Annotated in this window: 17 protein-coding genes; 12 read left to right on the forward strand and 5 right to left on the reverse strand. The window is 64.3% G+C overall.

Annotation, left to right across the window (positions count from 1 at the left end; genetic code table 11):
- Positions 1 to 258 precede the first annotated feature (258 nt).
- Together PQ457_RS15650 and PQ457_RS15655 are read left to right on the forward strand one after the other, a co-directional pair.
- Positions 259 to 1,056, forward strand: a complete 798-nt coding sequence (locus PQ457_RS15650) for a ferritin-like domain-containing protein (protein WP_273617708.1) — start codon at positions 259 to 261, stop codon at positions 1,054 to 1,056.
- Positions 1,057 to 1,201: 145 nt separating this feature from the next.
- Positions 1,202 to 1,930 (forward strand): M23 family metallopeptidase, encoded by a 729-nt coding sequence (locus tag PQ457_RS15655; RefSeq protein ID WP_273617709.1) that lies wholly within the window; start codon positions 1,202 to 1,204, stop codon positions 1,928 to 1,930.
- Between the two features lies 1 nt (position 1,931).
- Here the strand turns inward: PQ457_RS15655 and PQ457_RS15660 are convergent, their stop codons facing one another.
- The 3 genes from PQ457_RS15660 to PQ457_RS15670 form a co-directional block, all read right to left on the reverse strand.
- Positions 1,932 to 2,225, reverse strand: coding sequence for a hypothetical protein (locus tag PQ457_RS15660; RefSeq protein WP_273617710.1), 294 nt, complete (start codon positions 2,223 to 2,225; stop codon positions 1,932 to 1,934).
- Between the two features lie 111 nt (positions 2,226 to 2,336).
- Complete coding sequence (locus PQ457_RS15665) at positions 2,337 to 4,157, reverse strand: AMP-dependent synthetase/ligase (protein WP_273617711.1); 1,821 nt, start codon at positions 4,155 to 4,157, stop codon at positions 2,337 to 2,339.
- Positions 4,158 to 4,255: 98 nt separating this feature from the next.
- On the reverse strand, positions 4,256 to 5,305 hold the full coding sequence (locus PQ457_RS15670; protein WP_273617712.1) for a quinone-dependent dihydroorotate dehydrogenase: 1,050 nt from the start codon (positions 5,303 to 5,305) through the stop codon (positions 4,256 to 4,258).
- Between the two features lie 475 nt (positions 5,306 to 5,780).
- Between PQ457_RS15670 and PQ457_RS15675 the strand changes: the two genes are divergently transcribed.
- Genes PQ457_RS15675 through PQ457_RS15710 form a run of 8 tightly spaced genes read left to right on the forward strand, consistent with a single transcriptional unit; the run spans position 5,781 to position 11,609 of the window.
- On the forward strand, positions 5,781 to 6,233 hold the full coding sequence (locus tag PQ457_RS15675) for an RrF2 family transcriptional regulator (protein WP_273617713.1): 453 nt from the start codon (positions 5,781 to 5,783) through the stop codon (positions 6,231 to 6,233).
- Complete coding sequence (gene sufB / locus PQ457_RS15680) at positions 6,230 to 7,711, forward strand: Fe-S cluster assembly protein SufB (RefSeq protein ID WP_273617714.1); 1,482 nt, start codon at positions 6,230 to 6,232, stop codon at positions 7,709 to 7,711. The genes PQ457_RS15675 and sufB overlap by 4 nt, the downstream gene beginning before the upstream one ends.
- Positions 7,711 to 8,049 carry a hypothetical protein gene (locus tag PQ457_RS15685; RefSeq protein WP_273617715.1) on the forward strand — a complete coding sequence of 113 codons (339 nt, stop codon included), beginning with the start codon at positions 7,711 to 7,713 and terminating at the stop codon, positions 8,047 to 8,049. Before sufB ends, PQ457_RS15685 begins: the two co-directional genes overlap by 1 nt.
- Positions 8,050 to 8,056: 7 nt before the next feature.
- The gene (sufC, locus tag PQ457_RS15690; RefSeq protein ID WP_273617716.1) at positions 8,057 to 8,800 is read left to right on the forward strand and encodes a Fe-S cluster assembly ATPase SufC; all 744 of its coding nucleotides are present in this window, start codon (positions 8,057 to 8,059) and stop codon (positions 8,798 to 8,800) included.
- A complete protein-coding gene (locus PQ457_RS15695) occupies positions 8,797 to 9,519 on the forward strand; it encodes a SufD family Fe-S cluster assembly protein (protein WP_273617717.1) in 723 nt (240 codons plus the stop codon). Before sufC ends, PQ457_RS15695 begins: the two co-directional genes overlap by 4 nt.
- On the forward strand, positions 9,516 to 10,730 hold the full coding sequence (locus PQ457_RS15700; protein ID WP_420540946.1) for an aminotransferase class V-fold PLP-dependent enzyme: 1,215 nt from the start codon (positions 9,516 to 9,518) through the stop codon (positions 10,728 to 10,730). Before PQ457_RS15695 ends, PQ457_RS15700 begins: the two co-directional genes overlap by 4 nt.
- A complete protein-coding gene (locus tag PQ457_RS15705; protein WP_273617718.1) occupies positions 10,730 to 11,251 on the forward strand; it encodes an SUF system Fe-S cluster assembly protein in 522 nt (173 codons plus the stop codon). Before PQ457_RS15700 ends, PQ457_RS15705 begins: the two co-directional genes overlap by 1 nt.
- Before the next feature lies 1 nt (position 11,252).
- Positions 11,253 to 11,609, forward strand: a complete 357-nt coding sequence (locus PQ457_RS15710; protein ID WP_273617719.1) for a HesB/IscA family protein — start codon at positions 11,253 to 11,255, stop codon at positions 11,607 to 11,609.
- Positions 11,610 to 11,643: 34 nt separating this feature from the next.
- Here the strand turns inward: PQ457_RS15710 and PQ457_RS15715 are convergent, their stop codons facing one another.
- Complete coding sequence (locus PQ457_RS15715) at positions 11,644 to 12,000, reverse strand: hypothetical protein (protein WP_273617720.1); 357 nt, start codon at positions 11,998 to 12,000, stop codon at positions 11,644 to 11,646.
- 106 nt (positions 12,001 to 12,106) lie between these two features.
- Positions 12,107 to 12,526 (reverse strand): hypothetical protein, encoded by a 420-nt coding sequence (locus PQ457_RS15720; RefSeq protein WP_273617721.1) that lies wholly within the window; start codon positions 12,524 to 12,526, stop codon positions 12,107 to 12,109.
- Positions 12,527 to 12,634: 108 nt separating this feature from the next.
- On the opposite strand from PQ457_RS15720, the gene PQ457_RS15725 reads away from it, so the two are divergent.
- Together PQ457_RS15725 and PQ457_RS15730 are read left to right on the forward strand one after the other, a co-directional pair.
- Positions 12,635 to 13,630 (forward strand): adenosine kinase, encoded by a 996-nt coding sequence (locus PQ457_RS15725; protein WP_273617722.1) that lies wholly within the window; start codon positions 12,635 to 12,637, stop codon positions 13,628 to 13,630.
- A gap of 171 nt (positions 13,631 to 13,801) precedes the next feature.
- On the forward strand, positions 13,802 to 14,005 hold the full coding sequence (locus PQ457_RS15730) for a hypothetical protein (protein WP_273617723.1): 204 nt from the start codon (positions 13,802 to 13,804) through the stop codon (positions 14,003 to 14,005).
- The last annotated feature ends 10 nt before the right edge of the window (positions 14,006 to 14,015 follow it).

Below are 14,015 nucleotides of genomic sequence, written 5' to 3' on the forward strand. Positions count from 1 at the left end.
AAGGGTTTATGCCTCCGGCGGGCAAAGGGACTCGTCCCTTGGCAATCCCGTTAATGGGGTGGGGGAGGTTTGCGACGATGCGTCCGCCGCTATGTTTGAAAGCCTGCGGCGCGGTTAGCTCATGCTTGTCAGCGCCGCAGGCTCTAAAAATTCCAACGTCGCGTCCGACACATTCGGCAGAACCCATCGCACCACGCAGACAGTAATGGGAGCGCGAGGGTCTGGACCCTCGCATCATCCTTTTCTATCGCGCCCATCATGCAATCCCTCTCCGAATCCATCCGCACCGCCCTGCTGACCGCCGACCCGCGCGAAAAGGCGATGGCCACCCGCAAACTGGTGCGCGACTGGCGACTGGGCAGGCTGGCATGGGATTTTGGCGCACCGATGCCCGACCGCCCTGCGCGCCCGGACAAGCCCGAATTGCTTCCGCCCAACCGGATGCCCAAGCGCGGGCGCGGCGGGTCGGATCGCGCGCGGATCGCCCTTTGGCATTCGCTGGCCCATATCGAATTTGTGGCGATCGATCTGGCGCTGGATATGGCCGGGCGGTTTGGCGAGCAGCGCGGGCGCGATTTTGTCGATGATTTCCTGACCGTGGCCGCCGATGAGGCGATGCATTATGCAATTATCGCGCGGCATCTGGCGCGCATGGGGGCGGCCTATGGCGATCTGCCCGCGCATGACGGATTGTGGCAATCGGCCGAGGCCACCGCGCATGATGTGGCCGCCCGTCTGGCCATTGTGCCAATGGTGCTGGAGGCACGCGGGCTGGACGTGACACCGGCCACTCTCGAGCGCGTGCGGGCCGGCGGCGACGAGGCCGGGGCGCGGATTCTGGAAAGGATTCTGGCCGATGAAATCCGCCATGTGCGCTATGGCTGCGACCATTTCGCCAAAGTGGCGTGCGAACTCGGTGATTCTGCGGAAAAACTCTGGCAGATGCTGGTTACGCGTTATTTCCGGGGTAACGTTAAGCCACCGTTCAACGACTCAGCGCGCGAGTCTGCCGGTCTATCGCGCAAGGCGTATGAGGCGCTTGCCAGCCGCGCCTGACCTGGGATAGCACAAACTCACGAGACGGCGGGGGGTTCCGACCATCTCCAACAATTTCCTGCCTGCGGGAAATCCGCGGGCGTCATTTCCCATGTCCAACGGCCATTTGGGGGGCCGACGGGCGCAAGAATAAAGGTGTTTTGGAGTGGTCGCGCTTCGTATTTCTACCAAGTTTCTTATCGGCGCCCTTGCCGCTGTTGTAGCCCAGCCCGCGCTGGCCAACAGTGCCGCCAACGCCGATATCGCCGCTCCGCTGCGCGCCGCCCAAGCCGCGCCGATCTCGCAGGACAATGGCGACCAGAACTTCCGCCAGCTCTTTTCGTCCTGGCGCTCGATGGAAGGCTCCGGCAACAAGCTGGTCAACGCCACCATCGGCAGCAATGGCGGCGTTGCCGGCATCGTCAACCGCGCCATTTCGATCCCCTCGCGCTCGCCGCTCGAAGGCCTGCGCATGACCAGCGATTTCGGCATGCGCAGCCACCCCATTCTGGGCGGCATGCGGATGCACAAAGGCATTGACCTGTCGAGCCCGGTCGGCACCCCCGTCTATGCCACCGCCGACGGCGTCGTCAGCCGCGCCGACTGGTTCAGCTCTTACGGCCTGTTCATCTCGATCGAGCATGGCGGCGAAGTGCAGACCCGCTATGGCCACCTCTCGCGCCTGAACGTGGCCGATGGCCAGATGGTGCACAAGGGCGACCTGATCGGCTTTGTCGGCACCACCGGCCGCTCGACCGGCCCTCACCTGCATTATGAAGTCCGCGTCGATGGCGTGGCCGTCAATCCGGTTCCCTACCTCCAGGGTGAGGGCAACCCGCAATTGGCGCTTGCTTCTGTCCCGCATCACGATAAAAGTGAAGACGACGGCGAATAACTCACACAAGTTGAGTCTTGAGCGAGATAACCAAGCCTGAGAAAGCAGGGCGGAAAACAAGCCCAACAGGCCTTAGCATCTTGGAGAGGATGCGGAAAAAGCGGCGGGAAACTGCCGCTTTTTCTCGTTTGGGGCGGGTTAAGTGTTTGCCTCCGGCGGGCCAAGGGATTTGTCCCTTGGCGATCCCCATACTGTCTTTGTCGCTCCTTGAAGCGGCGACAGTTGAGATCGCGTTCAAAGACTTAAAGCCTGCGGCGCCAACTTGCGCCAGCTTTCCGTGCCGCAGGCCTTTCAAACCTTTGCGCCATCTGCAAGGCCGCGAATTCAACGCAACCCCATAATGGGATTGCCAAGGGACGAGTCCCTTGGCCCGCCGGAGGCACAATTCCCCCGCCAAAACCAGCACTTACCCCTTATACAACCCTTCCAACCGCGCCCCGTAACGCTCTTTCAGCTTATGGCGGCGGATTTTCAGCGAAGGGGTCATTTCCTCATTGTCGATGGCAAAGGGTTCATCGGCAAAGGTAAACTGGCGGACCTTTTCGATGACGGAGAGATCCCGGTTCACCCGGTCCACCGCCTCACGGATCGCGCCCCGAAAACTGGGCAGTTCCTGAAGCGCGCGCACATCGGCGCCGTGGTGGCCATTGACCACCGCCCATTCGCGCGACCATTCGGCGTCCGGCACGATCAGGCCGACCATGTAGGGCCGCTTGTCACCAAAGACCATCGCCTGGGCAATTTCGGGCTGGAGGGTCAGCATCCCTTCCAGCTTCTGGGGCGAGATATTGTCGCCCTTGTCGTTGACGATCATGTCTTTTTTGCGGTCGGTGATGACGATCCGCCCGGCCGCGTCGATATGGCCGATGTCGCCGGTGTGCAGCCAGCCGTCCTTGAGCACGCGGGCCGTCTCGGCCTCGTTGCGCCAATAGCCATGCATCACCAGTTCGCCGCGCAGCAGGATTTCGCCATCCTCGGCAATGCGCACTTCCGTTGCGGGAAGGGGCGTGCCCACCGTGTCCATCTTGATGCCGGTGCTGGGGCGGTTGACGCTGGCGATGGGGCCGCTTTCTGTCTGGCCATAGCCTTGCAGCAGCGTTAACCCAACGCCTTGGAAAAACAGGCCGATTTCCGGGTTGAGCGGCGCCCCGCCCGACACCAGCGCCTTGACCCGCCCGCCGAAACGCGCGCGGATCTTGGGGCGCAGCAGCTTTTCCAGCACCATGTCCAGCGGCCAGTCGAGCAGCTTGCCCTTGCCCGCGCCGCGCCGCGCCGCCAGCGCCACCGCACTCTCCAGCAGTCCGGCGGCCAGTTTGCCCTGCTTTTCCACCTGCTTCATGATCCGCGTGCGCAGTACCTCGAACAGGCGCGGCACCACGACCATGATCGTCGGGCGGACCTCCTCGATATTGCTGCCCAGTTTGTCCAGCCCCTCGGCGTACCAGATCTGTCCGCCAAGCCCGATGGGGAAGAATTGCCCCGCCGAATGCTCATAGGCATGGCTGAGCGGCAGGAAGGACAAGAAAACCTCCGGCTCGGCGCCGGTCGGGTCCCAGCCGAAATCCTCGACGATGACATGGGCCGCGCCCGCCACATTGTGCAGGATCGCGCCATGATGCTGCATCACCCCGCGCGGCGCGCCGCCGGTGCCGCTGGTATAGATCAGACAGGCCGTGTCGGTGCGCTCGATCCGGCTCATCCGCGCCTCGACCGCCGCGCGCGCGGCCACCGCGTCGCCCTCCAGCATCGCGTCCCAGGTGTGATATTCCACCGTGCTGGCCTGCGCCATGCCCAGCGGCTCCATCGCGATCAGGTGGTTGGCCCCGCCCGAACGCATGACGGCAGGCAGCAGCGGCTTGGCCAATTTGGCGGTGGAGACGATCACCCCGCGCGATCCGGAATTTTCCAGAATATGCAGATGGTCACGCTCGGTGTTGGTCGTATAGGCCGGAACCGTGATGCAGCCCGCCGCCATGATCGCCAGATCGGCAATGCACCATTCGGGCCGGTTTTCCGACACCAGCATGATCCGCTCGCCGCGCGTATAGCCCAGCCGCACCAGATTTTGCGCCAGCAGAACCACCCGCCGCGCCGCCTCGGCCCATGTGATCGCCTGCCATCCCTGATCGGTCTTGGCATGGAGAAAGGGGCGGTCGGCCAGCAAATCGGCCCGCGCCAGAAACAGCGTGACCAGATTGGGGCTGGTTTCAATATCAGCGATACGCAAGGGATGTGGTCCTCTGCCGACAGGCATTTCTGACGCCCGGTTTAGGCTTTGCCCGGCCCCCTAGCAAGGGGAGGCAGGCGCTGTCCTGTCAGGGCGCCTCAGAGCGGGACATCTGCACCGACCGCATCGGCCACATTGCCAAAACCATCGCGCGCCAGCAGGCGGGCCAGCCCGACCCCGATCTTTTCGGCAATGGCATGGCCTTCATAAACCATGGCGGAATAGAGCTGCACCAGAGACGCCCCGGCGCGGATGCGGGCATAGGCATCCTCGGCATTGGCGATGCCGCCCACGCCGATCAGAGGAATCTGCCCCCCGGTGGCGCGGCGGAAATCGACCATCCGCTGCTGGGCCAGATCGCGCAAAGGCGCGCCCGAAAGGCCGCCCGTCTCGCCCGCGTGGCGGCTGTGCAGCGGGGGGCGGCTGATCGTGGTGTTGCTGACGATCAGCGCGCCCAGACGACGCGAGAGGGCGATGCGGGCGATGGCCTCGATATCGGCAGGCTCCAGATCGGGGGCGACCTTGAGGAATACCGGCGGGCGATGGCCCGTCTCATCGCGCGCGGCGATCACGCCGTCGAGCAATTCGGTCAGCGCCGATTCGTCCTGCAATGCGCGCAGACCCGGCGTGTTGGGGCTGGACACATTGACCGCCAGATAAGAGGCCAGCGGGGCAAACACCCGCGCGCCATAGGCGTAATCGGCGATGCGGTCGGCAGCGTCCTTGTTGGCGCCGATGTTGATGCCCACGATCCCGCCGCGCGTCAGCCGCGCGCGAAGGCGCTTTTCCGCCGCATCCGCGCCGCCATTGTTAAAGCCCATGCGGTTGATGACGGCGCGGTCCTCCTCCAGCCGGAACAGGCGCGGTTTGGGATTGCCCGATTGCGGCAGCGGCGTGATCGAGCCCACCTCGGCAAAGCCGAAGCCGAGGCCGAGCAGGGCGTCGGGCACCTCACCATCCTTGTCGAACCCGGCGGCCATGCCCACGGGCGTGGGAAAGGTCAGGCCCGCCACGGTGCTGGTCAGCGGGCCGCCGGGCGCGACAGGGGCCCCCGCGATGGGGAGATATTTCAGCGCGGCCAGCGCCATCCCATGGGCGGTTTCAGCATCCAGGCGGAACAGGGCTTTGCGGATCAGGGCATAGGTCATGGGAACAGGCCTATGGCAAGAAGCGGGGAATTTGTCGATTCTCTGGCGAAGGCGGGTTTTGCGGCCGAAGGGGCGATTCGCCGGGGCAGGGCCACGGAGGCAAAGATGATGTAACGCCCGCATGACTCAGGTCTTTGAAATCCTTTGCATAGGTCGGCCATCAGGAAATCTACCTGAAAACACTCCGGCGGTTTGACGCAATCTTACAATTATCTTCGCCCGCAATGCTTTATCGGCGTCTTTGCGACCCGAAGGGCTCGTGGTTTTCGCCACAGAGTTCTCGAAACTCAAGCGGCTCCCCTGGCAACGGGGGAGCCGTTTTTTTATGCCCTGCGCATTTCCGCCCCCCGACTGCCCCGCCTGCCCCCTTGCCCGCGCGGGGGCAAAGTCCTAGGGGCCTTTAAATCGGATTGATTCGGTCTTATTTGAATGGGGCCGGTTTGAATGCCGATGGCTGACGAAAGGGATTGGCGCGATGCGCTTGTCGAGCATGGCCGATTATGCCGTGGTGGCGATGGTGGCGGCGGCCCGCCACTGCGCGCCCGTGGGCGCCGAGGGCGATGCCCGCGCGCGGGCCAATGCCGGGCAACTGGCGCTGGAAACGGGCCTGCCCGCGCCCACCGTGCAAAAGCTGGTCAGCCGTCTGGTGGCGGCGGGGCTTTTGACTTCGGCGCGAGGCGCGGGCGGCGGATTGGCTCTTGCCCGCGACGCCCATGACATCAGCCTTGCCGATATTGTCGAAGCGGTCGAAGGGCCGATTGCGCTGACCCCTTGCGTCGAGGGAATCGGCCATGATTGCGCGCCGGGGCTGGGTTGCAGCGTGCGCCCGCATTGGCCGGTGGTGAATGAGGCGCTGCGTCTGGCCTTGTCGGGGGTGCCCCTGACCCGGTTGATGGCGCCGCAGGACAATGTGGATATGGTGCAATGAGCGAAGATATCGAGATCAAGGATCAGGCCGCGCGTGAGGCTGCCGCCAAGGTGGCCGAATACGAACACGGCTGGGTGGCCGATATCGAGCAGGAATATGGCCCCAAGGGCCTGTCCGAGGACACGGTCCGCTATATTTCGGCCAAGAAGGATGAGCCGGAATGGATGCTGGAATGGCGTCTGAAGGCCTATCGCCACTGGCTGACCATGCCGATGCCCGATTGGGCCAAGCTGAACATTCCGCCCATCGATTACCAGGAAGCCTATTACTGGGCCGCGCCCAAGAAGAAGGACGGGCCCAAGTCTTTGGACGAGGTCGATCCCGAAATCCTGCGCGTCTATGAAAAGCTGGGCATTCCGCTGGCCGAGCAGGAAGTGTTGGCGGGCGTCGAGGGCGCGCGCAAGGTGGCGGTGGACGCGGTGTTTGACTCGGTTTCGGTGGCCACCACCTTCCGCAAGGAGCTGGAAGCGGCGGGGGTCATCTTCCGCAGCATTTCCGAGGCGATCCGCGAATATCCGGAATTGGTGAAAAAGTGGCTGGGCCGCGTGGTGCCGATGGCGGACAATTATTTCGCCGCCTTGAACTGCGCGGTGTTTTCCGATGGCACGTTTGTCTACGTGCCCGAGGGCGTGCGCTGCCCGATGGAGCTGTCCACCTATTTCCGCATCAATGCGGAAAACACGGGCCAGTTCGAACGCACGCTGATCGTGTGCGACAAGGGCGCCTATGTGTCCTATCTCGAAGGCTGCACCGCGCCCCAGCGGGATGAGAACCAGCTTCACGCCGCCGTGGTCGAACTGGTCGCGCTCGACGATGCCGAAATCAAATACTCGACCGTCCAGAACTGGTATCCCGGCGACGCAGAGGGCAAGGGCGGCATCTACAATTTCGTGACCAAGCGCGCGCTGTGTCAGGGCAAGCGGAGCAAGGTGAGTTGGACGCAGGTGGAAACCGGCAGCGCCATCACCTGGAAATACCCATCCTGCGTGCTCAATGGCGAGGACAGCGTGGGCGAGTTCTACTCTGTGGCCGTCACCAACAATTACCAGCAGGCCGACACCGGCACCAAGATGATCCACAATGGCAAGGGATCGCGCAGCACGATCATCTCCAAGGGGATCAGCGCGGGGCACAGCCAGAACACCTATCGCGGCCTTGTCCGCGTCGGCGCCAATGCCGAAGGCGTTCGCAATTTCACCCAGTGCGACAGCCTCCTGCTGGGCAAGACCTGCGGCGCGCATACCGTGCCCTATATCGAGGTGCGCAACCCCACCGCCACCATCGAGCATGAGGCCACCACCAGCAAGATTTCCGACGACCAGTTGTTCTACGCCATGCAGCGCGGGCTGGATCAGGAAGCGGCGGTGGCGCTGATCGTCAATGGTTTCGCCAAGGAAGTGTTGCAGCAACTGCCCATGGAATTTGCGGTGGAAGCGCAGAAGCTCTTGGGGATCAGCCTTGAGGGGAGTGTGGGGTGATGCTCACGCTGGCGCTTGCCGCTTCTGTGCCGCTGACCATGCCGGTCGCAATGCGTGGCGATTGGGATTTGCCCAGCCAATGCCACCTGCCCGGCGAGGAAAGCGATTCACGCGCCATTGTTCGCAAGGACAACGTGGTTTTTGGCGAAACCGTGTTCACGCCCAAACGGATCATGATCGCCGAGCCGGCAAATTGGACAGCCACCGGCCAGTTCTATGACGAAGGCGAAACCTCCAAAGGTCGCCTCAACCTGCGCCTTTCCAATGACGGCAAAACCCTCGCCTATACCAATTCAGACAATCGTATCGTCCGCCTGACGCGTTGCGGGAAGAAGTGAAAAGACCATGCTGACCATCAATAACCTCCACGCCTCCGTCGCGGACAAGCCGATCCTCAAGGGTCTTTCCCTCACCATTAACGCGGGCGAGGTGCACGCGATCATGGGGCCGAACGGTGCGGGCAAATCGACCACCGGCTATGTGCTGGGCGGGCGTCCGGGCTATGAAGTGACCGAAGGCTCGGCCACGTTCAACGGGCAGGACCTCTTCGCGCTCGCCCCGCATGAGCGCGCGGCATCGGGCCTGTTTCTGGGTTTCCAGTATCCGGTCGAAATCCCCGGCGTGTCCAACCTGCAATTCCTGCGCGAGGCTTTGAACAGCCAGCGCAAGTTCCATGACCTGCCCCCGTTGTCGGGCGGTGAGTTCATGAAGCTGGCCAAGGAAAAGGCCGCGCTGCTGCGGATGGACATGGACATGCTCAAGCGTCCGGTCAACGTGGGCTTCTCCGGCGGCGAGAAGAAGCGCGCCGAGATGGTGCAGATGGGCATCCTCGACCCCAAGCTGGCGATTCTGGACGAAACCGACTCCGGCCTCGACATTGACGCGCTGCGCATCTGCGGCGAGGGCATCAATGCCATCATGCGCAAGCCCGACAAGGCGGTGCTGCTGATCACCCACTATCAGCGCCTGCTCGATTACGTGAAGCCGGACTTCGTGCATGTGCTGGCGGGCGGCCGCATCGTCAAATCGGGCGGGCCGGAACTGGCGCTCGAACTGGAAGAAGGCGGTTACGAAGGCGTCGCGGCATGAGCGATCTGCCCACCCGCAAGGCCGAGGAATGGCGCTATGCCGACCTCGCCGCCTTGGAAAAGCTCTGGCCTTTGCCGGATGCCGAGACGATCACCGTCCCGGCGGGCGAAGAATTTGCGCGCGCGATCCTGAACAAGGGCGGCGTGGTGCGCCTCTCGCTGGTGCTGGAGGCAGGCGCCAAGGCCGCCGTCCATGTACTCAACACCGCCGACACCTATGCCCGCATCGAGATCGAGGCGACCCTGCATGAGGGCGCGGATTTCCAGCTGGGCGGCGTGCAGCTGAGCAGCGGGGACCAGACCGCCGAAATCGTCACCACCGTCCGCCACATCGAACCCAACGCCACCAGCCACCAGATGATCCGCTCCGTCGCGGGCGGCACCTCGACCGCCAGCGTGCTGGGCAAGGTCTATGTGGCCAAGGGCGCGGATGGCACCGATGGCGAACAATCGGTGCGCGCCATGCTGCTGGACCGCACGGCGCAGGCCAATGCGCGGCCCGAGCTGGAAATCTATGCCGATGACGTCAAATGCGCCCATGGCTGCGCGATTGGCGAATTGGACGCGAACGGGTTGTTCTATCTGGCCGCGCGCGGGATCGAACCGGCCCGCGCCAAGGCGCTGATGCTGCAGGCCTTTATCGCCGAAGCCTTTGACGGGGCGGCCGAAGAGGACAATCTGCAGGCCGCCGCGCAGGCCGCCTTGGAGGCTTTGCTGTGAGCGTGGACACAATCACCCTCGATCTGGCCAAGATCCGCGCCGATTTTCCGGGACTGGCGGGGGGTTGGCATTATCTGGACAGCGGCGCCACTGCGCAAAAGCCGCAATCCGTGATCGACGCCACGGTCAATGCCATGGGCCGCGACTATGCCACCGTCCATCGCGGCGTCTATGCCCGCAGCGCCAATATGACGCTGGCCTATGAAGAGGCGCGCCGCAAGGTGGCGGCCTTCATCGGCGGACAGGAAGGCGAGATCGTGTTCACCCGCGGCGCGACCGAGGCGATCAACCTTGTCGCGCAAAGCTGGGGCGGGGCAAATCTGCGCGCGGGCGACCGCATCCTGATTTCCACGCTTGAGCATCACTCGAACATCGTGCCCTGGCAATTGCTGCGCGACCGGGTGGGGGTTGAGATTGACGTCTGCCCGCTGACCGCCGATGGCCGGATCGATCTGGATGCGGCGGCGCGTATCCTGACGCCTGCGCACAAGCTGGTCGCGCTGGCCCATGTGTCGAATGTGCTGGGCAGCGTGCTGGATGTTGAACGCGCCGTGGCGCTGGCGCATGGCGTGGGGGCGAAAATCCTGATCGACGGCTGTCAGGCTGTGCCGCGCCTGCCGGTCGATGTGGCCGCGCTGGGCGTCGATTTCTACGCCTTTTCCGCGCATAAGCTCTATGGCCCGACCGGGATCGGCGCGCTCTGGGCGCGGGCGGAAATTCTCGATTCGATGCCGCCATGGCAGGGCGGCGGATCGATGATCGACCGCGTGACCTTTGAAAAGACGACCTGGGCACCCGCCCCCACCCGTTTCGAGGCCGGCACCCCCGCCATTATCGAGGCGATCGGTTTTGCCGCCGCCGTGGATTATGTGCAGAGCATCGGCCTTTCCGCGATCCATGCCCATGAGGCCGGATTGGTCAAAACCCTGCGCGGCGCGCTCTCGGCGATGAATGACGTCACCGTCTTCGGCCCGGAGGACAGCGCCGGGATTGTCAGCTTTGCCATCGACGGGGTTCACCCGCATGACCTTGGCACGATTCTGGACGAGGGCAATGTGGCGATCCGCGCCGGGCACCATTGCGCCCAGCCTTTGATGGACCATCTTGGCGTGCCCGCCACGGCGCGCGCCAGCTTTGGCCTGTATAGCGACGAAAGCGATATTGCCGCGCTGATCGCCGGCATTGAACGCACGAAGAGGATCTTCGGCTGATGACTGACACCACCCCTGACGATACCCCCCGTTTCACCGTCGAGGAAGTGAGCGATGCCCCCACCCCGCCGCGCGCGCGGGTGGATATTGCCGCCGCCCCCGCGCTGGGCGCCGATGGCGAGATCGAAAAGATCGCCGACAAGGTTGCGCGCAAGAAGGATTACCTCGAAGGTTTCCTTGCGCAGCAGCCCACCGGCCTGACCCCGCATGAACCGGGCGGCGAACTGTATGAGGGCGTGATCAATGCGCTCAAAGAGATCTTCGACCCCGAAATCCCGGTCAACATCTACGAACTGGGCCTGATTTACGGCGTGGAAATCACGGCCGAAGGTTCGGCCAGCATCACCATGACGCTGACCACGCCGCATTGCCCGGTGGCCGAATCGATGCCGGGCGAGGTTGAATTGCGCGTGTCCGCCGTGCCGGGCATTCGTGATGCCGAAGTGGCTCTCGTCTGGGACCCGCCATGGGATCCGGCCAAGATGAGCGATGAAGCCCGCCTCGAACTGGGGATGCTGTAAAATGACCGTGACCACGCGCAAGCCCCGCCCCGCCGCCGTCCTGCTGACGCCCAATGCCGAGGCGCGCGTGGCCAAGCTGATGAGCGAAGCGCCCGAAGGCGCCATCGGCGTCAAGCTGTCCACCCCGCGCCGGGGCTGTTCGGGTCTGGCCTATTCGGTGGATTACATCGACGCGGCCAATCCTCTGGATGAAAAAATCGAGACGCCCGGCGGCCTGTTCTTCATCGACAGCGCCAGCGTGCTTTACCTGATCGGCAGCACGATGGACTGGGTGGAGGATGACTTCACCGCCGGTTTCGTGTTCAACAACCCCAATGCCAAGGGCACCTGCGGCTGCGGCGAGAGCTTTACGGTTTGAAGTTGGGGGGCCAGTCATGGCCCCCCGGCAAGCTTCAAGCCATTCTCGCCTCCTGCACCTGGAGATAGTGCATCAGGCGCTGGGGCACGCGCTGGGCCTTGACGCAGCAGCGCCGCAGCAGGTTGAGGGCAGCGGGCGAATTGACCGCGCCCCCCTCGTCGATCCGCTCGATCAGCCACATTGCCTTGGCGTCATCCACCACGCCATGGGGCACGCGCTGTTCCACCAGCCAGTGCGACAGGGTTTCGCTGATAAAACTGACCCATTCGGGCGATGGCGAGCGAAGATGCGCGTTGATCGCCAGCAGCGCCTCGGCATCATCAGGGTTCAGTCGGGCCGGATGGTAACCGGGCAGATCGGTGCCGTAAAAGTCGTTAGACGAGTTCGACATTTGGTGCATTCCTCTCGGTTTGCGCCCCCGTAGGTATCCCCTTGGGCCGAAATGACAAACCGCGCCTTGCCGCCAAATGAACCGGATTGTCAGACGCGACAAACCGTTATCTGCGCCGCAAGGCCGCCACGCAGGCCGCCCGGTCCACGTCGCGGGCATCGGTGCTGCGCCGCGCGTCGACATAGGTTGCGCGCACCTCGGCGCCCGTTCCTTGCGGATAGAGATAGACATCAAGCACGCAGGCCGGCCCGACAAATTGCAGCTTGCGCGCGTCCCCTTCCTGCACATCCAGACGCGGCGGACCGAACAGCCGCGCCAGTTCGCCCGCGCGCGCGCCGATCACCCCTTCCAGCCCCGGCGCGGCATGCACCACCGGCGCGGGCACAGGCTGGCGGCGCGGGGCCACGGGAACAGATGAATGCGCGGCCGGACGTGATGGCGCGCGCGGCGTGCTGGCCACCGGCCCCTGCTCACCACAGGCGGCAAGGAGCGGGATGAACAGCAAAGGCAGGAGGAAAAGGCGCATGGACCCTGCTCATGCCACGGCCAACCCGGCTGTCAATGCCGGTTGCGGTCAAAGCCCGCCCCGGCTAGGGCAGGCCGGTTCAATCACAGCAGGAAGCAGCCCACACCCATGTCCCAGCCCACGATCGACGTCATCGCCATCGGCAACGCCATTGTCGATGTTCTGGCCCCCGCATCCGAGGAACAGATCGCGGCGCTGGGGCTGGCCAAGGGCGGCATGACGCTGGTGGAGCCGGACCGCGCGCGCGAACTTTACGCCGCCATGGGCCCCGCGCGTGAAATTTCCGGCGGCAGCGCGGCCAACACGCTGGCGGGCCTGGCCCAACTGGGCGCGCAATGCGCCTTTATCGGGCAAGTGGCCGACGATCAGTTCGGCAATGTCTTTGCCCATGACATTCGCGCGGGCGGCATCGGCTTCGACACGCCCGTGCGCAGCGGCGAACCGGCCACCGCGCAATGCCTGATCTTCGTCACCCCCGATGGCCAGCGCACGATGAACACCTTCCTTGGCGCCAGCCAGTTCCTGCCCGCCGAAGCGCTGGATGAGGGCGTGATCGCCTCGGCCCGCGTGCTCTATCTCGAAGGCTATCTGTGGGACCCGGAAGAGCCGCGCCGCGCCATGCGCCGCGCCATTGCCGCCGCGCGCGGGGCGGGCCGCGAGGTGGCCTTCACCATGTCGGACGCCTTTGTCATCGCGCGCCATGGCGATGATTTCCGCGCGCTGATCGAGGAAGGCCAAATCGACATCCTGTTTGCCAACGAACACGAACTGGCCGCGCTGACCGGTCTTGAGGATTTCCACGAGGGTCTGGACCAGCTTGCCGCCAAGGTGCCCTGCGTGGTCGTGACCCGCAGCGAAAAAGGCGCCCATGCCGTGCGCCGGGGCGAGGTCGCCCATGTTCCGGCCCAGCCCATCGACAAGGTGGTGGACACCACGGGCGCGGGCGATCTGTTCGCCGCCGGTTTCCTGTTCGGCCATGTGCGCGGCATGGCGCTGGACAAGTGCCTGACGCTTGGCGCGATCTGTGCGGCGGAAATCATCTCGCATTACGGCGCGCGGCCCGAGGCCGATCTCAAGGCGCTGGTGGCCGAAGCGGTCGGCTGAGCCCAAAACGCATTGCCGTAAAAAATTGACCGCCGGGCTTAAAAAGGCCCGGCGGTTTTCGTTCTGTCGTATGCGCGCCAAGGGCCGGGCCGGGATGGGGCAATCCGGCCAGGCATTCCGGCCGCGCGCGGGACAGGCCGGAACCGATCCGGCCGCAACAGGACGAAAGCAATGACCGCAGGAGTATCGCCCGTTTCTCCCGTCGTACACGGCACCCCGGCCAGTCGGACGATGTATGAAGCGACCCCGCTGACCCCGGCTGTCGAAAAGGCGACCGCGATGACCAGAGCCGACCCGCCCAGCGTCACCGACCCCAGCCAGACCCAGCCGCGCAGCCCCAATGACGGTTACAGCGGCTTCAGCACCTACGCCTAGAACCGAGAGG

This window comes from Novosphingobium humi, assembly GCF_028607105.1.
Lineage (GTDB): Bacteria > Pseudomonadota > Alphaproteobacteria > Sphingomonadales > Sphingomonadaceae > Novosphingobium > Novosphingobium humi.